The 18837-nt window shown below is 50.0% G+C and carries 16 protein-coding genes and 3 pseudogenes; 11 read left to right on the top strand and 8 right to left on the bottom strand.

Annotated features, from left to right (window positions below):
• The first annotated feature begins 145 nt into the window (after positions 1-145).
• The 5 genes from A3SI_RS03085 (at position 146) to A3SI_RS17015 (ending at position 4300) form a co-directional block, all read left to right on the top strand.
• Positions 146-622: a type I restriction enzyme HsdR N-terminal domain-containing protein gene (locus tag A3SI_RS03085; RefSeq protein ID WP_009053583.1), complete on the top strand. Its 477-nt coding sequence runs from the start codon at positions 146-148 to the stop codon at positions 620-622.
• A 62-nt stretch (positions 623-684) separates the two neighbouring features.
• Positions 685-1398: a Crp/Fnr family transcriptional regulator gene (locus A3SI_RS03080; protein WP_040669998.1), complete on the top strand. Its 714-nt coding sequence runs from the start codon at positions 685-687 to the stop codon at positions 1396-1398.
• A 27-nt stretch (positions 1399-1425) separates the two neighbouring features.
• Positions 1426-1926: a rhodanese-like domain-containing protein gene (locus tag A3SI_RS03075; RefSeq protein ID WP_009053581.1), complete on the top strand. Its 501-nt coding sequence runs from the start codon at positions 1426-1428 to the stop codon at positions 1924-1926.
• Between the two features lie 296 nt (positions 1927-2222).
• Positions 2223-3728, top strand: a complete 1506-nt coding sequence (locus tag A3SI_RS03070) for a metallophosphoesterase family protein (RefSeq protein ID WP_050977350.1) — start codon at positions 2223-2225, stop codon at positions 3726-3728.
• Positions 3729-3745: 17 nt separating this feature from the next.
• Positions 3746-4300 carry a T9SS type A sorting domain-containing protein gene (locus A3SI_RS17015; RefSeq protein ID WP_050977349.1) on the top strand — a complete coding sequence of 185 codons (555 nt, stop codon included), beginning with the start codon at positions 3746-3748 and terminating at the stop codon, positions 4298-4300.
• Positions 4301-4315: 15 nt separating this feature from the next.
• Here A3SI_RS17015 and proC read toward each other — a convergent pair whose 3' ends face one another.
• From proC to A3SI_RS03055, 3 genes and pseudogenes are all read right to left on the bottom strand, one after another.
• Positions 4316-5119, bottom strand: a complete 804-nt coding sequence (gene proC, locus A3SI_RS03065) for a pyrroline-5-carboxylate reductase (protein WP_009053580.1) — start codon at positions 5117-5119, stop codon at positions 4316-4318.
• 105 nt (positions 5120-5224) lie between these two features.
• Positions 5225-6127, bottom strand: coding sequence for a PfkB family carbohydrate kinase (locus A3SI_RS03060; protein WP_040669996.1), 903 nt, complete (start codon positions 6125-6127; stop codon positions 5225-5227).
• A gap of 6 nt (positions 6128-6133) precedes the next feature.
• A pseudogene (locus A3SI_RS03055) lies at positions 6134-7470 on the bottom strand (sugar porter family MFS transporter).
• 235 nt (positions 7471-7705) lie between these two features.
• Between A3SI_RS03055 and A3SI_RS22090 the strand changes: the two are divergent.
• From A3SI_RS22090 to A3SI_RS03035, 6 genes and pseudogenes are all read left to right on the top strand, one after another.
• On the top strand, positions 7706-8302 hold the full coding sequence (locus tag A3SI_RS22090; protein ID WP_316929054.1) for a penicillin acylase family protein: 597 nt from the start codon (positions 7706-7708) through the stop codon (positions 8300-8302).
• Positions 8275-9228, top strand: a pseudogene (locus A3SI_RS22085) (penicillin acylase family protein). Before A3SI_RS22090 ends, A3SI_RS22085 begins: the two are co-directional and overlap by 28 nt.
• Positions 9228-9911, top strand: coding sequence for a penicillin acylase family protein (locus A3SI_RS22080; protein WP_316929059.1), 684 nt, complete (start codon positions 9228-9230; stop codon positions 9909-9911). Before A3SI_RS22085 ends, A3SI_RS22080 begins: the two are co-directional and overlap by 1 nt.
• Positions 9912-10119: 208 nt before the next feature.
• A complete protein-coding gene (locus A3SI_RS03045) occupies positions 10120-10749 on the top strand; it encodes a hypothetical protein (RefSeq protein WP_009053577.1) in 630 nt (209 codons plus the stop codon).
• Positions 10750-11079: 330 nt separating this feature from the next.
• Positions 11080-11556, top strand: coding sequence for a glutathione peroxidase (locus A3SI_RS03040; RefSeq protein WP_009053576.1), 477 nt, complete (start codon positions 11080-11082; stop codon positions 11554-11556).
• Between the two features lie 3 nt (positions 11557-11559).
• A complete protein-coding gene (locus A3SI_RS03035) occupies positions 11560-12006 on the top strand; it encodes a MarR family winged helix-turn-helix transcriptional regulator (protein ID WP_009053575.1) in 447 nt (148 codons plus the stop codon).
• A 310-nt stretch (positions 12007-12316) separates the two neighbouring features.
• On the opposite strand, the gene A3SI_RS03030 is transcribed toward A3SI_RS03035, so the two are convergent.
• From A3SI_RS03030 to A3SI_RS03010, 5 genes and pseudogenes are all read right to left on the bottom strand, one after another.
• On the bottom strand, positions 12317-13735 hold the full coding sequence (locus tag A3SI_RS03030) for a Glu/Leu/Phe/Val family dehydrogenase (RefSeq protein WP_009053574.1): 1419 nt from the start codon (positions 13733-13735) through the stop codon (positions 12317-12319).
• A 186-nt stretch (positions 13736-13921) separates the two neighbouring features.
• Positions 13922-14257: a single-stranded DNA-binding protein gene (locus A3SI_RS03025; RefSeq protein WP_009053573.1), complete on the bottom strand. Its 336-nt coding sequence runs from the start codon at positions 14255-14257 to the stop codon at positions 13922-13924.
• An 85-nt stretch (positions 14258-14342) separates the two neighbouring features.
• Positions 14343-15017 carry a sensor histidine kinase gene (locus A3SI_RS03020; RefSeq protein WP_009053572.1) on the bottom strand — a complete coding sequence of 225 codons (675 nt, stop codon included), beginning with the start codon at positions 15015-15017 and terminating at the stop codon, positions 14343-14345.
• Positions 14998-16296: a phytochrome family protein gene (locus A3SI_RS03015; protein WP_156810139.1), complete on the bottom strand. Its 1299-nt coding sequence runs from the start codon at positions 16294-16296 to the stop codon at positions 14998-15000. Before A3SI_RS03015 ends, A3SI_RS03020 begins: the two co-directional genes overlap by 20 nt.
• 182 nt (positions 16297-16478) lie before the next feature.
• Positions 16479-18729, bottom strand: a pseudogene (locus A3SI_RS03010) (Tex family protein).
• Positions 18730-18837 lie beyond the last annotated feature (108 nt).

Raw genomic sequence — 18837 nt, 5'->3', positions numbered from 1 at the left:
GCGTAGGATTCTTGTGGCTTTCCACTGAATCTCCTCGCCGATAAGTCGATACACGAGGGATTTTTTCGGGAAATTTAGGGGGCTTCTGCCTAAATTAAGGCGCTACCCCCTTGTAGGAGGAGCGGAAAGAAGGGATATTTGTGCCATGCAAGCAGCCCCGCGCCCCTTTCCAGATCTGAATTTCCCCTCCCTAGGCATCCGCTACCGCGAAGAAGAAGGGCAGTACCTGATTTTAGATGCGCTGCGCAAAAAATGGTTGGTCTGCACCCCTGAGGAATGGGTGCGTCAACACATGATTCAGGCTCTGGTGCAGCTTTATGCGTATCCGAAGGCCTTAATCGGGGTAGAAAAAGGGCTTCAGTTTAATGGATTGGCGAAGCGCACAGATATTTTAGTACGAGATCGGGAGGGGGCACCCTTTTTACTTATCGAGTGTAAAGCCCCAGAGGTGGCACTCAGTCAGGCGACGCTCAAGCAGCTCTGTACTTATAATGCGGTCTTGCATGCTCCTTTTTTAGGCATCACGAATGGGCACAAGCATCTCTTTTTACGCTATGACAGGCAGCGCGGCGAAATCAGCCAAATCCGGCAGGTACCTAAATTTTCATCCACAGAAAGCTGACTTTTATCAGCATTTTTCTTAAATTAGAATTTTAATTTTGCCAGTAGTATTACCGAAGCATTATGAAGCCACAAACGAAATCCAGCCCCTGCGAACTCTGTGTGAGTAGAAAATTTTCTTTGTTCTCAGATTTAAAAGAACAGCAGTTGTGTCAGCTTTCCGAAAGTAAAAACCATATCACGCATAAAAAGGGACAAATACTTTATTACGAGGGCACCAAGCCTCTTGGGGTATTTTGTGTCAGCGATGGGGTGGTGAAAGTCTTTAAAACAGCCTCGAATGGCAAGGAGCAAATTACACGCTTGGCAAAAAAGGGTGATTTTTTAGGATACACGAGCCTTTTGGGAGAGGAGACCTACACGAATTCAGCCACCATCGTGGAGGATGCGAATATTTGCTTTGTGCCCAAGGATACGTTCTTAAAGGTACTGGCAGAAGATACAGGCTTTCACCGAAAAATCACGAAGGCGCTCTGTAATGATTTGGGTATGATGGAAAACCAGCTCACAGATGCTACCCAAAAATCGATCCGGGAGCGCTTAGCGTTCACGCTCCTCATGCTCAGTGAGTCTTATGGCGTAGATGGTACAGAAGGGGAGAAAATCGACATCGTACTCACGCGGGAGGAAATCGCTGGCTTAGTGGGTACGGCCACGGAAACGGTGATTCGCCTGTTGTCCGAATTTAAAAAAGACAAGCTGATCACGTTCCAGGGAAAGAAAATTATCGTAAATGATAAGAAAGCTTTGGCCCGCCTATCCGACTTTTATGGATAAGCAGCCGAGCAGTAGCTAAGAAGCTGTATGGAGCGTCTCCGTTTTTATCTATTCTTTCTTGTGTGTATGGCTTTAGGATTTACTTCCCAAGCGCAAAGTTTCGCGTACAAAACACTTTTAAAGGGACTTTACGACAGTGATTTCCCAGTGGTCCATAGCGATAAAGTGGCTGAAAAGCCCGATGCCTATACGCTTTTAGATACTCGGGAGCGGCACGAATACGCCGTTTCGCATCTTCCAGGCGCTCGCTGGGTGGGGTATGACGATTTTTCGCTGGAGCGCGTAGCGGGCCTTGACAAGTCAAAACCTGTCGTGGTCTACTGCACCGTGGGTGCACGCAGCCAAGCGATCGGGAAACAACTGCAGGCGGCTGGCTTTCAAGAGGTGTATAATTTGTACGGTGGCATCATTCACTGGGCGAATGAAGAACAGACGCTGGTAAAGGGCGAAGTGCCCACGAAACAAGTGCACACGTACAGCAAAAGCTGGGGGATTTGGTTGAAAAAAGGGGAAAAAGTGTACGAATGATCCAGTCAACCGACAAACCCTAACGAAATAGTGCTTTATCGAGACCAATAATATAATTTTTCTATTAAAAGAGTTTCTTATCTCAACTTAATTCCTGCGATAACTTTCGATTTGATAAAATTTTTATATTTTTGTGTGTAAAATTCTCCGACATGGAGCGTTTTTTATATGGTTCATTAAGCGCCTTCCCAGGCGCAAAGTAAAAAAAAGCTGCCGATACTATTTGGCAGCTTTTTTATTTTAGATTTATACTTATTTTTGTGGAATTGAAAAACTCAGTATAACCGCTTACTTTTATGCGCTATTTCCTCATTTTATTCTTTAGTTTTCTGCTTTTGAGGTTTTGTCCGGCGCTTCAGGCACAAAACCACAGCGCATTTCGGGTTTTGCCGTACCTAAATGGCAGCGAGTCTGGCGCATTTATACTTACTTGGTGGTCCGAAACGGCTGGAACAAGCACCTTTCGTCTCGAAGATGCCGAAGGAAATGTCTTACGCGAAGAAAATATATCCGGGATCTTTTTTCCTAAGCTAGGCTATACGCCCGCTGAGAAAGCGCAACAGCTTCCCGGCGGATTGCGGCCAGAAGATTGGTTGCTGAGGGACAGCAACTACCGCTACCGCATACAGCTGCCACCACTGACCCCGGACGCCACGTATACCTATCGGGTCACTTTAGGCGGAAGCACCTTTTCGGCCTCATTCCAAAGCCCTCCTGACAAGGACAACTGGCAAAAAATCACCTTTATGGCATTAGCAGATGCGGAAACGGAACCGTTGGGCCGCGTACTTCGCCGTGAATGGGAGGTGGGAGCCCTCGCTCCGGGGAGTGCCCGCCCTGAGCTAAGCGACTCGAACTGGGCACGTACCTTCGGAACGGCCACGCTGCCCGGAAACATTCCCACGCTGCGTTACCCGCTGACAGAGACGGAGGGCTACAGCGAAAACATCCGCATCATGCGGAGCCGCAAGCCACATTTTATCCTGATGCCCGGTGATCTGGTGCAGGGCGGCGGCTATCAGCCGGGCTGGGATGAGTTTTTTCGCCATAATGCTGGCGCTTTCGATCAGCTACTCACCACTACGCCGCTGTTTCCGGCGATCGGCAACTGGGAAAATTTCGGCGGAACGCTGAATAATGGCTATGGCTTTAATGGCTTGGGGGCTTTTAATCCGGTAGTGGGGCGACAGAAATTTGAGGCCTATTTTCCTTTGCCGCAGGCCAAGGACAAGGAGGAGTCGCGGGCTTACTATCGCATCGACTATGGCCCCATCACCGTGCTGACTCTGGACTCCTCGAATGGCATACCCGAGGACCTGCGCAGTAATTACTCGGAGGAAAGCCGTCTTCGCGGACGCGATTTTACAGGGCCGGGGACGGATACGCAGGCGAATTTTACGCAGGAGGAGTTTGTGGCTCAGGGGGGCAAAGGCCTAGAGCCATTTAATGTCGGCTCTGCACAGTGGGAATGGGCTGCGGAGCATCTGGCCGCTGCGGAGGAAGCGGGACAATTGATTTTTGTGCAGTTTCATCATGCGCCCTTTTCGAGTGGTGAGCATGGGCTCCCGATGAACCATGTGCTTTCCTCCGGACAGGGGGGCACGCCGATGCAGGTGTACCATCCGCTCTTCGAGGCACATGGTGTGATCGCTGTCTTTAGTGGGCACAGCGAACTGTTTGAACGTAGTTTTGTGCAGGAAAATCCCGGCAGCCGTGGGGTACACTACTACGATGTGGGGGTGGCGGGCGATGGCCTGAGAGGTGAGCGAAAAGAAAGCTTGGTGCTGGTGCGGCACCCTTAGGCTATAATCCCTTCAAGATGTGGACAGCGGACCAGGATGCCCCCGAGGTCTGGGAACTTATCGATGGTGTTCCTCAGCTGACACGCGGTGGCAAGCATTATGGCCACTTAGAGGTTACCGTAGAGAAAGTACAGCAACAAAACGAGGAGTTTGCCCGCATTACCTTCAGCCCGGTGCATGCATTTCCTATTTTGGATCGACAGTATGCCCTGCAGCGTGTGGAACGGCGCGTATATGAGGATGTGGTGCAGGTTTTGGTTCCGCTCGCGCAAAGGGAGGAGGAACCCCCAGTTCAGGCTGGCCCCGGCGAGAAGTTGCGGCTGTACCCGAACCCTGCTGGAAATCATTTGATTTTAGAGCTACCGGAAAGCTATGACCTGAACCTACTGGTTTCTTGGGAAATCATCGGGCTAAATGGGCAGCGCATGGCTCCCGCTGGGGTGCTGCTCGAAAGTGCTAGCGAACAGCGGCTTCGCTGGGATATAAGCCACTTGGCCGCAGGCAGCTATTTGCTTTCCCTACGGCCCAGTGTCCTGTCCCCACCGCTCTACCTGCGCTTTATCAAAAAATAAAAAGCGGAGCGCGGTTTATTTCTTCTCGATATCTTTATAGGAAGCCAATACACCACGTACTAAGGCAGAGCTGAAGCCTTGATGCTCCATTTCGTTTAAACCTACGATCGTACAGCCTTTAGGCGTCGTCACCTTATCGATGGCCGCCTCTGGATGTAAATCCTGCTGGATCATAAGCTCAGCGGCCCCTTTCACTGTTTGATTCACGATTTTTGCTGCTGTTTTCGCATCGAAACCGATTTGGATCCCGCCTTGAATCATGGCGCGCATAAAACGCAAAACATAGGCGATTCCGCAGGCTCCCAGCACGGTAGCAGCTTCCATCAGCGGCTCGTCGATTTGGATGCTCTCCCCTACCCCGTTCATCAAGGCGCGCACTAAGGCATCCTGTTTCGGGTCTTGATGCCGGGAACAGAAGCAGGTCACTGACTCTTGAATATCCGCTGCGATATTTGGCATCACGCGGTACACTGCCATCTGCTCTGGTACATGCGCGTACAATGCTTCCAAGGTGATCCCTGTGGCCAAGCTTAACAAAAGTTGTCGATCTGCCTCTAAAACAGGAGCGATTTGCCGCATGATTTTATCGATGTTAAAGGGTTTAACACCCAAAATAAGCACATCCACCTCGCGCGCCAGCTGCACATTATCGGTATGTACGGCAACGCCCAGATCGGCTAAGTCCCGCAGCGCCTCGGTGTTGCGACGGGTGACCTGCAAGTTCCCCGGCAGAAAACCCGGTTGTTCCAAGAGCCCTCTGGCGATCGCTTTGCCTAAATTACCACAACCGATGATTCCTATTTTTACTGTATCTATCATGAAAACATGTCTAACCAATTAAAAAAACAAACTTACGCCATACAATCCTAGCATCACAGTGCTAAACGTACTTTTTTTTACTTGTGCCTTTTCTTCACGCTGGCCTTAGTATTTAAGAGCGGCGATAGCTGCTGGATCATGCAGTGGAGCGCCTCCACTTTGGCTGGCCACAAAAGCCCCCAGACGGGCGGCAAAATCCAAGATTTCTGCTGCGCTCTTTTCGGCAGCCAGCCCTGCCACCATACCGCTGAGGAAGGCATCCCCGGCACCTACGGTATCTTTCACCTGCACAGGATAGGCCTTTTGCGCCAGGGGCGCGCGATCAGGAGCCAGCCAGTACGCCCCTTCTCCGCCGCGGGTGAGCCAAATTCCTGCTAACTGATAGCGCTGACAAAGTGCCGCTGCAGCTGCCACAAGTGTCTCCGTCGTAGCTGATGCTGAAGCATTTCCGAGCAGATAGCGCGTGAGAAAAAGGAGCTCCTCTTCGTTCACTTTTAGCAGCTGTGCCCGATGCAGAAAGTCCTCTACATCCGGAAAATGCAGGAAGGGAGGGCGCAGATTGAGATCGAAAATCACCTGAGCGGAGGTATGCGCTAGAAGCTGTCGGAGGGTGGCGAGGCTTTGGGGGTGGCGCAGACTGAGGCTACCGAATATGACCATATCAGCCTGTTCAGCGGCTTCTCGGAGCGCCTCGTTCCAGGCGATGCGATCCCAGGCGACGGGAAATAAAATCTCATAGCGAACCTCTTCGGGCTGGCTGTCGTCCACTTGCACACGAGAGGTGGAGAGCCTATTTTGCTGTATCCACGTCTCGGGGATTTGGCGCTGGCGCAAAAGGTTTAGCAGCTCCTCTCCTGCCGCATCCTGCCCTACAGCGCTGACGAGCATGGGCTGCAGCCCGAGCTGAATCAAGTTAGAGGCGATATTCAAAGGGGCACCACCTGGGACGCGGCCACTCGGAAAGTCATCCCAGAGCATTTCGCCGTAGCAAAGTATTTTTTTAGACATTGGTGATTAATTAGCAGGTGAATGATGTACTTCCTCGAGGCTTTTGCCTTTCGTTTCAGGCATAAATTTCCATACCCAGAAGGTCTGAAGGAGCATCATGCCTGCGAAAAAGAGAAAGAGTTGGCCCGCACCGAAGATGCTGACGAGGGCGGGGAATACATTGGTGATCAGGGCGGCCAGCACCCAGTGGATGCCACAGCCTAGCGCTTGGCCCTTTGCCCGGAGGGCGTTCGGAAACATCTCACCGATAAAGACCCAGATGACAGCTCCCTGTCCGATGGCATGGGAGGCGATGAAGAAAAAGACGAAAAAGGGCAAAAGTCCTTCGGGAAGGCCGCTCCCTAAGTAGCTGTAGGCCATCAGACTGAGGGAAATCACATAGCCCACCGAGCCGATGCCCATCAGCACGCGTCGGCCGAGGCGATCGATGAGGTAGAGGCCTGCTAAGGTGGCCAAAACGTTTACCACCCCGATTCCGATGGTGGAAAAAAGGGCGTCTTCGGCGGGTAAGCCTGCAGCCTCGAAAATGCGTGGTGCGAAATAAATGACGGCGTTAATGCCCGAAAGCTGGTTAAAGAAGGCGATGAGCATCGCAAAGACGGTAGAACGTCGAAAAGCAGGTTGGAAAAGCGTCAGAAAAGCTGCTTTTGGGGGAAGCGTCTGGAGTTCTTTTTGGGCCTTAATAAGTGCTGCCTCCACGCCCTCGGGGTCTGTTTTGGTCAGGATTAGACGTGCCTGAGTGAAGTCCTGGCGCTCGCTAAGAGCCAGCGAGGGCTTTCTGGGATGCGCACCATGAGCAAGGTATAGAAAAAGGCGGGTAAAATCTCTACCCCCAGCATCCAGCGCCAGGCGGAAGGGGGTGCGGCCGTTCCGATGAGGTAATTGGAGAAATAGGCCACCAGGATGCCCAGTACGATGTTAAACTGATACATGGCGACCAGTTGTCCCCGCTGCCGTGCGGGAGCGATTTCGGCGATATACATGGGCGCCACCACGGAGGAAGCCCCTACCCCCAGCCCACCGAGGAAGCGAAAAAACATAAAGCTGTACACTTCTGGAGCGAAGGCCGATCCAGTGGCAGACAACAGATAGAGTAGGCCGATGGCCAGCAGTGCTTTTTTTCTTCCCAGTAGATCTGCGGGAATGCCGCCGAAAAGTGCGCCAAGCACTGTGCCGTATAAGGCGATGGCTACGGCCAGACCATGAGTCCAGTCGTCGAGCTGCCAGACCAGCTGAATCTCGCGTTCGGCGCCGGAGATCACGGCGGTGTCAAAACCAAATAAAAAGCCGCCGAGGGCAGCAGTGATGGATAAAAAGCGCACATAGGCGTGCTGTGAAGCCATAGGAATAGGGTCTAATCGGTAATCGAGCATCCAAACTACGCTTTCGAGCGCTTTTTTCCTACTGAACTGCCTGTAAAATGCATCAGCTACCGACCGTAAAAGCGCAGCACCTGCAACTACGCTAGCTATTGGAATTCCCGTCCTAGGCTCTATATTACCCCGAAATTAGCTTTACGACATGCTTTCAGGGGGGTAGCCCGCCTGCTCGCCGAGCATTTTGACAACAAACAAGCACATGATACGAAAAGGAAACATGTTTTGGCTACTGGGGGTAATTTTCCTCTGGTTAAGTGGTGCGCTTCAGGCCCAGTCCAGCAGCCCTGAAGAAAAGGCCCGCTGGGAAGGCTTTGCGGAACGCATCACCATCCACCGCGACGACTACGGGGTCCCCCATGTGTATGGGAAGACGGATGCCGACGCTGTTTTCGGCATGGTGTACGCCCAGTGCGAAGACGATTTTAAGCGGGTGGAAACGAACTTCATTAATGCCCTGGGGCGAATGGCGGAGGTGGAAGGCATCGGCAAGTTGTATGTGGATTTACGCATGCGCCTTTACATCGATGAGGAGGACTTGCGGGCGGAGTATGCGGCTAGTCCGCGCTGGCTGCGGGAGCTGATGGATGCTTGGGCGGATGGTATCAACTACTACCTGCATACGCATCCGGAGGTGGAGCCCATGCTGCTGACCCGTTTTGAGCCATGGATGGCGCTCAGCTTTAGTGAGGGTAGCATCGGAGGGGATATCGAAACCATTCCGGTAAATCCTTTAAAGGAGTTTTATGATCCCGCTTTTACACCGCCTGGGTGTATGAGGAGCGGGATTTTGAGTTAGAGCCTAAGGGCTCCAATGGGTTCGCGATCGGCCCAGAAAAGTCGAGCAGCGGCAATGCCCTGCTGATGATTAATCCGCATACGAGCTTTTATTTTCGTCCAGAGGTGCACATGGTCAGTGAGGAGGGCTTAAATGCGTACGGCGCCGTAACGTGGGGGCAGTTCTTTATCTATCAGGGATTTAATGCACATAATGGTTGGATGCACACCAGTGCTAAGGCGGATGCCATCGACCTGTTTAGCTTGGAGGTAGAGGAGCGTTCAGAAGGCTTTTTTTACCGCCACGGCGCGGAGTGGAAGCCCTTCGAAACCAAAACCCTTCGTCTAAACTACAAGGAAGAGGATGGGAGCATGGCAGAACGTGATTTTACGGCCTTTTACAGCCACCACGGCCCTGTAATTCGGGCTGAGGGCGAGCGCTGGATTGCCATCGCGCTGATGGTGGAGCGAGAAAAAGCATTGACACAGTCCTATATGCGGACGAAAACCCGCAACCATGCCGAATTTCATCAGACAATGCAGCTGCAGACTAATTCCTCGAACAGCACCGTGTATGCAGATAAGGACGGGACGATCGCCTACTACCATGGAAACTTTGTGCCCGTTCGGGATCCTTCTCTTTGACTGGCGAAACACTGTGATGGCAGTAATCCAGCCACGGACTGGCAGGGGCTGCATGCGGTAGAAGAGCTTATTTACATTAAAAATCCAGCGACTTCTTGGATACAAAACTGTAATTCTACCCCCTTTACAGCCGCCGGAAAAGAGAGCCCTGACCCGAAGGATTATCCCCCTTATGTGGCTTGGGATCTCGAAAATGCACGGGGGATTAATGCCGTACGTGTGCTCGAGCGGACAGGTAAGCTAGACCTAGATGGTCTCATTCAGGTGGCCTATGATCCGGCATTACTGGCCTTTGAGCCTTAATTCCAGCTCTGGCGAAAGCCTTTAGTGAGACAGTAGGTGAAGAGGATGCCTTTTTTGCCCTTGGCAAAGCGGCGATAGATACCCTGACGGCTTGGAATTTACATACGGGCACGGAGTCTATCGCCACTAGTGTGGCCGTGCATTATGGGCAGGCGCTTTTGGCCGCAGGCCGCCGACTGGACCGTCCTTGGGATGCTTATGTTTTTGAGTTTTTAGCCGAGGCGGCGCCAGCAGAGATGCAGGTAGAAGCTCTGAAAAAAGCCTTGGATAAGCTGGAGGATGATTTCGGCAGCTGGCAGACCCCTTGGGGAGAGATCAATCGCTTTCAGCGGATCAACAATTCCATTTCTCCCGCCTTCAGCGATGCAGAGGAGAGCCTTCCGGTACCCTTTAATTCCTCTCAGTGGGGTAGTTTGGCCGCATACGGTAGCCGGTCCTATCCGAACACCAAGCGCTGGTACGGAAATGTGGGGAACAGTTTTGTGGCTGCGGTAGAGTTCGGGGATCGCGTGGTGGCGAAGTCCCTTTTGGCCGGGGGCCAAAGCGGAGACCCTGCTTCTCCTCATTTTAATGATCAGGCGGAACGGTATGTGCAGGGTGATTTCAAGCCCGTCCACTACTATCTGGAGGATGTCTTGGAGCATGCGCAGGAGTCTTATCAGCCTGGAAGCCGGAAGCGCTAGAATGCTTTTTTAATTATACAAAGCTTATAAATTAATAACTCTCTATAGAAATTGTAGGGAGTTTCTTTAAATTTATTTTCATCTAAAAATATAACTTTTTACACGCATAACAGTATAAGTGGGAGTGGACATTCGATTCACAAAAACTATCTATCTATTCATTTTATTTAACTCTATTAAGTTACCCGTTTATGACAATTAAAAAGCAGTGGTTTGCCATGCTGGCAGCCTTGGTCTGATGGTTTCTTGTCAGGCTCCAGAAAAAGAATCCTCTGAATTAACCAAGCAGCAAGAAGAGGTGCAGCGCATCGTAGAAGAATTAAGGCTTCAGTATGTGGAGGACGGTGCTTCGACGATTATTACCTACGAGGAGGTACTCGCTGCTCAACATGCCTGGTGTGATGCTCTGGTAGAAATAGGCCGACGCTATGATGCGGGGCAGGATTACCGTGCCTATGCAGAGCAGGTCATCGATGAGGCTTACAACTATCAGTATGGAAAAGTGTTCTTTAAGCCGACCTTAGCCTACGGGACGAACACGTTCCGAACCACTAAGGAGGGCGCGCTCTCCTATTTCGTGGGGGGAAGTGATAAATTCCCAGAGGACAAGGGATTTGCGCTAGCGCCTTATGTGAAAGCCCGCTTCGAGAACTTGGGAAGCTCACGTGAGGGAATCCAAATTTACGGTGCTACTGCCATTACGATGGGAAATGTGTATGTGACCGATAAAGAAGGAAATGAAATTATGGTGGACAAAACTTGGGTATTTAAAAAAGGTGATGATGGAAAACTGCGTATCATCGTACATAAATCCTCTTTGCCTTTTAATCCTAATTAATTTTTCACTAAACCAACGAAATGAATCGAACAGCTGGAGTAATTTCCAGCTGTTTTTTTATGTGTTCTTCTCTGTCAGGAAGGTGGCGCTGCTGGCCTTAAAAATTACTGAAAGTAGCTACCTCCTCAGCGTCAGCGCGAGCACTTTATCTTCTGATGCAGGCTTAGGGTTTTGGTGTACAGGTTAGGACACCTTTTCAAGTAGGCGCACAAGAACATGTAAAAATTAAATCAATCGTGTGCGATTTAATCGTCCGCGCTAAACCTTTTCTGGTTTTTAAGAGTTGTAGCTTGTAGAGAAACATAACCTACACGTACGAATTAAACGACTATGGCAGCAACGCGATTTTATGATTTTACTGCGACGACCTTACAAGGCAAGGAGATCTCCATGGAGGAATTCAAGGGAAAAAAGATCTTAGTGGTGAATACCGCCAGCAAATGCGGGCTCACGCCGCAGTTTGAGGGTCTGGAGGCCTTGTATAAAAAATACAAGGATAAAGATTTTGTTATTTTAGGGTTCCCGTGTAATCAATTCGGCAATCAAGAGCCTGGGGATGAGTCTAGCATCGCTTCGGGCTGTGTTCTGAATTATGGGGTTACTTTTCCCATGTTCGCTAAGGTAGATGTGAATGGCGATGCTGCACACCCGATTTTTAAATACTTGAAAAAGCAGTTGGGTGGGCTTTTCGGCTCGAGCATCAAGTGGAACTTCACTAAATTTCTAATTGATGAACAAGGACGGCCTGTAAAGCGCTTTGCTCCGGTGACCAAACCAGAGAAGATAGCCTCTTACATAGCCAAATAAGTCATGGAAACGAATCTTTCCTTAAATCGGCAGCTTTGTTTCCCTTTTTACGCCTTATCGCGCTTGCTCACGCGGGCGTATCAGCCTCATTTAGAAGCTATAGGGCTGACTTATCCACAGTATTTGGTGATGCTTGTCCTTTGGGAGCGTGAAAAAGTCAGTATGCGGGAGTTGAGCGAGCTCCTTCACCTAAACTCGAATACGCTAAGTCCCCTATTAAAGCGCATGGAAAGCCAGCATTTACTCCTCCGCAAACGCTCTTTTCAAGACGAAAGGCAGCAGGAAATACATCTTCAGGAAGCAGGACGGGCTTTACAGCCGCAGGCAGCGCATATCCCTGAGACTGYTATGGGCACAGGTAGAGGAAGTGGGGAAAGCGGGTCATATAGATTGGGAAAGCTTACAAAAAAACACAAGACAACTATTAGAAGTGCTGGCGCCTGTTCTTAAGGAATAAGCGCTAGGGCTTTTGTTATTCTGTTGGTTTCACCTATAAAAAAAATCCCTAAGGAGTCCACTTATGAGAGTTCTCCTTAGGTAAGTTTAAATCTAAAAAAATCACCCGATCTGGCATGGTTACAGCCTTTTTCCATCGGCTGACCACACATAATGGCTATCTATAAGGAGGTTTGATTACCGGTTCAATTCCTTTTGATAGTTCAAATGTACGAAGTGTAATGCATGCATCACGGATGAATTTACAAGTGCATCAAAATACTTCATAAGTGTATGCGATTTTCCAATAAGTGCATGTTCTCTTTTATGGGAAAATGCCGAGATCTGTATAGGAGATGACGATGCGCTGTAAAGCAAGAATAAATGCTGCTGTTCGAAGGCTTTTAATTTTCTTCGCTTTTCTCATGTTATTCATGCTATGGTAGGCGTCAACCATGGTTTCTTCTAGTCCCGAAATCACCAGATCTCTTTCCGAGGCGCCGCGAATCAAGGCCTCCTTTTCATCTTCTGTAAAGCGTTCCCCTGTTGCATTTTCGATCGTCCCCATTAATTTTCGGTACTTTTCCATATCGTAGCGCTTTTCCAGTTTCCCAAAAGAAACGCGTGAGAGATTTTTCAACCATTCGAAATAGGAAACCGTCACCCCACCTGCATTTAGGTACATATCGGGTAGTATCAGAATCCCTTTATCCAAAAGTGTACTTTCTGCTGCTTGGGACACAGGTCCATTCGCTGCTTCAGCGATGATTTTCGCTTGAATATCCCCAGCGTTTTCGCTTGTAATTTGATTTTCCAAAGCAGCTGGAATGAGGATGTCACAGGCATAGGTGAGTAGCTCCGAACTTTCGGACACGAAAGTTCCTCGACCGAAACCTTCAAAGGTCTTATGTTTGGTTTGATATGCCTTTAGTGCTTCGACATCTAAGCCAGCTTCATCGAAGATACCTCCATTCCATTCAGCTACACCGATGATTTTAGCTCCAGCCTCTTGGAGATACTTGGCTGAATAAAAGCCCACATTACCAAGTCCCTGCACGATCACTTTTTTTCCTTTGAGCCCTGGCTCCAAGCCTATTTCCTCCATGTCTTCCGCCACAGAGCAGGCCTCGCGTATCCCAAAAAAGACACCTAAACCCGTAGCTTCTGTTCTCCCGTCGATACCATGCTGAGAAAGGGGTTTCCCTGTGACGCAGCCTTTGGCATTAATCAGCTCCGGATTAAACGCTTCATAGGTGTCTACGATCCAGGACATTTCCCGTGCGCTGGTCCCGTAATCCGGTGCTGGAACGTCGATGGCCGGGCCGATAAATTTCTTTTTGATCAGCTCCGCGGTGTAGCGGCGTGTGACACGCTCTAACTCCTCGGCCGTGTATTTGGTTGGGTCTAATTTGACACCTCCCTTACCACCTCCAAAAGGGACATTTACAAGCGCACATTTAAAGGTCATCAGGGCGGCAAGGCCTTTGACTTCCTCTTGCTCCACATTTTCACTGTACCGGATCCCACCCTTTACAGGGAGCTTGTGATGGGAATGCTGCACGCGATACCCCGTCATCACCTCGTAGGATCCATCAGCTTTTTTTAAAGGAAAGTTAAACTGAAAAATACTGTTACAGGCTTTAATTTGCTCTAAAAGTCCTGGATGCACCTGCATGTAGCTAGCCGCCTCATCCACGAATTTACACACATCTTCGAAGAGACTATAAGTCGCTTGTTTACTCATGTTCTGCTATTTTGGTTTACTAAACTTCTTGGGAGGCTATAGCACAAAAAGCATGCTTAAGCCTAGGAAAAGATACAGAAACCTTTCGCTGAAAGCAACTATGCGGCTGGAATAGTCAAAATGCAAGCTTCTTTTCAGAAACTTGCATTTCATAACCGAGCGGCAGCCCGTAAGTCCCATTGGCCTTTAGGCCGACTTACTCTGATTCTGCATAAACATAAACTCCTCTAAAATGATATCGGTCTGGTAGCGCTTGATTCCTTCTTTATCCTCATAGGAGGAATAGGATAAACGACCCGTAAGCCCCAGCTCATGACCTTTATCGGTATGCTGCGCTAAGGTCTCGGCCGCCTTTCCGAATGCCACCACCTGGTGCCACTGGGTATCCTCTACTCGCTCGCCATCGCGCTGGGTGTACGTGTTGGTGGCTAAGCTAAATCGGGCGAAAATGACATTATTGCCCCCTTTTTTAATTTCGATCTTATTGCCTAAGCGGCCGATCAACTGCACTTTGTTTTTCATAGGTATTCATCGTTTTGATTAAAGAATACTCAAACATACAAATGCAACGAGACTGGAGTCGGGAGCTAAAGGATTGTAAACGAATTTAAACATTTTGCCATTTCTTCCAAGAGGAGAGCCGCTTTTTATGGACTTCCTCCGGCAGAGCGCCATCTTCCACCACCAAATCGGCCGTAGGAAGCTGTAAAAGAACCACAACCCCCTTCTCCCAGCACTGCAGATTAAAATGACCTCTGTTTTGGAAGAGTAATTGCTTCACCAGATACAAGCCTAATCCAGTGCCTCTTTCCGAGGCTGTTCCTGGCGTGCTGGACTCGATTTTCACCTCTTCATTTAGATCCTGTAACACCTTTTCAGGGGGCTTAGCACCTGTATTCTGAATAGCCACACCCACATATCCCAGCGGACAGGAATAGCTCATAAGGGTGATCGTAGTCCCTACTTCACTGTATTTGATGGCATTCGCCAAAATATTTTGGAAGATAATTCGCATGTGCTGCTCATCGCAAAATACGGAAAGCGAGGAAAGTTGCGAATCTACATGCAGTCTAACGTTTTTATCTTTAAACTTCGGCTCGAAAAGGTGATAAACTTGCTCCACTATAGGCGGAATAGCCACCCGCTGAGGCCGAACCTTGAACCCTTCCAGCTGGCCTTTGGCCCAAATTAATAAGGCATCCACCATCGCGAGGGTATCTGTGGTTTGTTGTAGAATCTTCGACCGGGAGAGCTGCTGTTCTTCAGCTGTCAACACCCCCATTTCTTGGCAGTCTCAGGTAGGAAATCAAAATCCCTAATGGACTTCGAATATCATGAGAAATTAAAGAAAACAGCTTGTCTTTCGTCTGATTTACAGCTGCCAAGCGCTCACTTTGCACCTGTAAATCCGCGTGTGCCTCTTGCAGTTTCGCATATAGCCCCTGCACCTCTTCCATCTGACGGGCCTTCAGATAAAGGGTGCGACGCTGAAACCAAAACAAGCCTAGGAGCAAGAGCAGTAAAAGCACTACCACTCCGATGACTAAGGATTTTATTTTTGTCGCCGCTTCAAATAATTCCAGTTGATCCGACAGTTTTTCTTTCTCTAAAGCAGCTATTTTAGCCTCGTAATCCTGAATTTCTAGTAGCTTATCCCGCGTCATCAGGCTATCCTTAGCAGCTAAGAGTTCCTGCTGCCAGTGCACGGTTTCCTCCCAGCGCTGCAGCGTACGTGTAGCATCTGCTAAAAGTGCTAAAGCACGGCTTTTATCCCAGATAGCTCCCATTTCCGTAGCCTGCTCATACGCGCGAAGCGCAAAAGCATGCATACGTAGTGTATCTCTTTTGGCGCCAGCCAGCTCCGCCTGTGTAGCAGCCCGAAAGGCTTCTTCCCAAAGTGGCAGCGGTTCCAGAAGATCTAGAGCAGCCAGGGCCTGCTCAGCTTCCGCTAAACGCCCGAGGTCTAAATAGGTCTTGGCAATGCGGTTAAAACGCAGGCTACGATCGGAAAGGGCTGTCTCGGGGAGATGCTCTAGGCTTTCATAGAAAAAGCCCAAGGCGGTAGCGAGCTCTCCCAGCTCTGAATAGCACAAGCCTAAATTAAAAATCAGTGAGGCCTCCAGACCTTTATCTGCACCCGCCAAAAGTGCCTGCCCCTCCTGAAAAAACGCCTTAGCTTGCTGATAATCATGATACATCAGGCGGACGAGTCCTCTACCATTTAAGGCCCGTGCTACGTGTGTGGCATGCTCAGGATAGTCAGAACGCTCTAAAAGCGCCTGATAGGCAGCAGCGTAAGCCTCCTGCGCCTTTACATAATCTCCGCGAATATAAAAAATGGCGCCACATTCATTTTGAAGACGCGGAAAATACATCTCTAGCTTATCTGAGCCTACAGCTTCTTTCCACTCCGCGATGAGCTTCAGGGCAGCATCTGGATTATTCACACGCACTTGCCGCGCTTCTTGTACAAGCGAGTCAAAGGACGTGTTGCCAAGTGCCGGTAGTAGGGCCGCAGTAAAACTGCAAATAAGGAAGAGTAGTATGCGTACTGGGTTCAAGTGGGGAACAGCCTTAAGCGGCTTTTTAGTCTGTGGTTCTAGCAAAATTACAAGAAAACACCAACTTTCAAACAAAAAGGCTTAAAATTCAGGGCCTTTCCACCCTCCAGAAACACAGGATCAGGAACTAAAAAAGCGGTTCCAGTGCTTTGAACTACTCTTGGCACTGGAACCGCTCTACTTTATTGGCCGAATTTCTGCTTCAGGGCAGCCAGTTTACTGGCTAAATCCCCTTCCGCGGCTGGCTCTTGCCTGTTACGACCTGATTTTTTCCCGCCCGGAGCGGCTTTCGCCGCAAAAGGATCTTTTTTCATGCTCAGGCCGATGCGCTTACGTGCCACATCTACCTCCATGACCGTGACTTCCACTTTTTGGTTAACGGTTACCACTTCATTCGGGTCACTGATATAACGATCTGCCAAATGGCTCAGGTGTACCAAACCATCTTGATGCACCCCGATATCGACAAAGGCCCCGAAGTTGGTAATATTCGTGACCAGCCCTGGCAGCTTCATGCCCACGCGCAGATCCTGTAGAGTGTGCACGCCGTCTTGAAACGCGAACGCTTCGAAAGCCTCCCGTGGATCACGTCCCGGCTTAGCAAGCTCCTCAAAAATATCCTGCAAGGTCGGTAGGCCCACATCGGCCGTCACATAGCGCTTCAAATCTATTTTGGCACGAAGTGCCGGATCCTGCATCAGCGCTTCTACCGTCACGCCGAGATCCTGAGCCATTTTTTCCACGAGGCCATAACGTTCCGGGTGCACAGCAGAGCGATCCAGTGGATGTTTGCCCGCGCGTACGCGCAAAAAGCCCGCTGCCTGTTCAAAGGCCTTTTCCCCTAATCGAGGCACTTTTTTCAGCGCTGTCCGCGAAGTAAAAGGACCGTGCTCATTTCGATAGTTAATAATATTCTGCGCTAAAGACGGTCCGAGGCCGGATACATAGGTCAGCAGCTCCTTCGAGGCCGTATTCAACTCTACGCTACCCCATTTACCGCCGACATCACCGTGTCATCTAAGGCTGCCTTTAGGGCATTTTGATCCACATCATGCTGGTACTGTCCTACGCCGATGGACTTAGCATCGATTTTCACCAGCTCGGCCAGGGGGTCCATCAAGCGGCGACCGATCGATACGGCGCCACGAACGGTCAGGTCTAAGTCTGGAAATTCATTTCGCGCCACTTCAGAGGCGGAGTAAATCGAAGCTCCACTTTCATTTACCATTACCACCAGTACCTCAGGTCCTAGCTGCAGACTGCGGACGAACTGCTCGGTTTCCCGGCTGGCGGTCCCATTTCCGATCGCGATGGCCTTCAAGTCATACTGCTGCACGAGTGCACGCACCTTCGCCCCAGCTTCAGCTGTCCGACGCTGTGGCTCATGCGGGAAGATCGTGTCATAATGCAAAAGCTGCCCTTGTGCACCGAGGCAGACCAGCTTACAACCTGTACGAAAACTGGATCCAGGGCCATGACCGCTTTCTCTCCTAGTGGTGCCCCGAGGAGTAGTTGGCGCAGATTCTCTGCAAAAACCCGAATCGCCTCTTCATCGGCGCGCTTTTTCGTTAGCATCCGTACCTCTGTCTCCATAGATGGCTTGAGCAGGCGCTTATAGCTGTCTTTTATGGCCAGCAACCACTGCTCACGCACCCTATTTTCTGCGCTATGCAGCAGGTGGCGTTCCATGAGATTAAGGGCATCGAGCTCATCAGGTGCGGTATCTAAAAGGAGAAGAAGCTCCTTTTCTCCGCGCCGCATGGCTAGGATTCGGTGAGAAGGTGCGGTCTTAATCGGCTCTGTCCAGTCGAAATAATCTTTGTACTTAGCCGCCTCTTCTTCCTTCCCTGCGATGACCTTACAGGTAAAGCTTCCTTCCTCTAAAAAGAGCTGGCGCGTTTTCTGCCGGAGACCAGCATCTTCACTGATCCATTCGGCTAAAATATCACGGGCACCCTGTAGAGCAGCCGCCGTGTCGGCGACCTCTAGCGCTGCATTTACGTACTGCTGCGCCTCCTCTTCCGGATCGAAGTTTTCCTGATTCCAAAGCCTTTGCGCCAGCGGCTCCAAGCCTTTCTCACGGGCAATCATCGCCTTCGTTCTACGCTTCGGCTTGAAGGGCAAATATAAATCCTCCAAGACCGCCATCGTTTCCGCGGCGGCGATCTTCTTTTCCAGTTCTTCGGTAAGCTTGCCCTGTTCCTTGATAGACTTGAGGACAGCCTCGCGTCGTTTTTCCAGTTCGCGTAGCTGTGCCACGCGGTCCCGGATCCCAGCCACTTGCACCTCATCTAAGCTGCCGGTGACCTCTTTTCGGTATCGGGAGATAAAGGGCACCGTGGCTCCTTCATCGAGTAATCCGACGGTATCGCTCACTTGTTTCAAGCTGACGTTCAGCTCTTTTGCTATCGTAATAAAGTGGTTTACTTCCATGCTACATTCGCCTGTTCGAAGCACAAAGAAAAGGAAAATAGAGGGGCTTCACGTGCATTCTGTTGGTTTTTTGTATGAAATGTTACTAACAAATTGACTTTCAATCCC

Source organism: Nitritalea halalkaliphila LW7, assembly GCF_000265075.1.
Classification (GTDB): domain Bacteria; phylum Bacteroidota; class Bacteroidia; order Cytophagales; family Cyclobacteriaceae; genus Nitritalea; species Nitritalea halalkaliphila.
The sequence above is the reverse complement of the archived record's forward strand: the minus strand, read 5'-3'. Positions and strand labels throughout refer to the sequence as shown.

Excerpts from the sequence above, each read along its gene's own strand:
- A3SI_RS03085 (WP_009053583.1), top strand. The coding sequence starts at position 146 with ATGCAAGCAGCCCCGCGCCCCTTTCCAGATCTGAATTTCCCCTCCCTA.
- A3SI_RS03080 (WP_040669998.1), top strand. The coding sequence starts at position 685 with ATGAAGCCACAAACGAAATCCAGCCCCTGCGAACTCTGTGTGAGTAGA.
- A3SI_RS03075 (WP_009053581.1), top strand. The coding sequence starts at position 1,426 with ATGGAGCGTCTCCGTTTTTATCTATTCTTTCTTGTGTGTATGGCTTTA.
- A3SI_RS03070 (WP_050977350.1), top strand. The coding sequence starts at position 2,223 with ATGCGCTATTTCCTCATTTTATTCTTTAGTTTTCTGCTTTTGAGGTTT.
- A3SI_RS17015 (WP_050977349.1), top strand. The coding sequence starts at position 3,746 with ATGTGGACAGCGGACCAGGATGCCCCCGAGGTCTGGGAACTTATCGAT.
- proC (WP_009053580.1), bottom strand. The coding sequence starts at position 5,119 with ATGATAGATACAGTAAAAATAGGAATCATCGGTTGTGGTAATTTAGGC.
- A3SI_RS03060 (WP_040669996.1), bottom strand. The coding sequence starts at position 6,127 with ATGTCTAAAAAAATACTTTGCTACGGCGAAATGCTCTGGGATGACTTT.
- A3SI_RS22090 (WP_316929054.1), top strand. The coding sequence starts at position 7,706 with ATGATACGAAAAGGAAACATGTTTTGGCTACTGGGGGTAATTTTCCTC.
- A3SI_RS03040 (WP_009053576.1), top strand. The coding sequence starts at position 11,080 with ATGGCAGCAACGCGATTTTATGATTTTACTGCGACGACCTTACAAGGC.
- A3SI_RS03030 (WP_009053574.1), bottom strand. The coding sequence starts at position 13,735 with ATGAGTAAACAAGCGACTTATAGTCTCTTCGAAGATGTGTGTAAATTC.
- A3SI_RS03025 (WP_009053573.1), bottom strand. The coding sequence starts at position 14,257 with ATGAAAAACAAAGTGCAGTTGATCGGCCGCTTAGGCAATAAGATCGAA.
- A3SI_RS03020 (WP_009053572.1), bottom strand. The coding sequence starts at position 15,017 with ATGGGGGTGTTGACAGCTGAAGAACAGCAGCTCTCCCGGTCGAAGATT.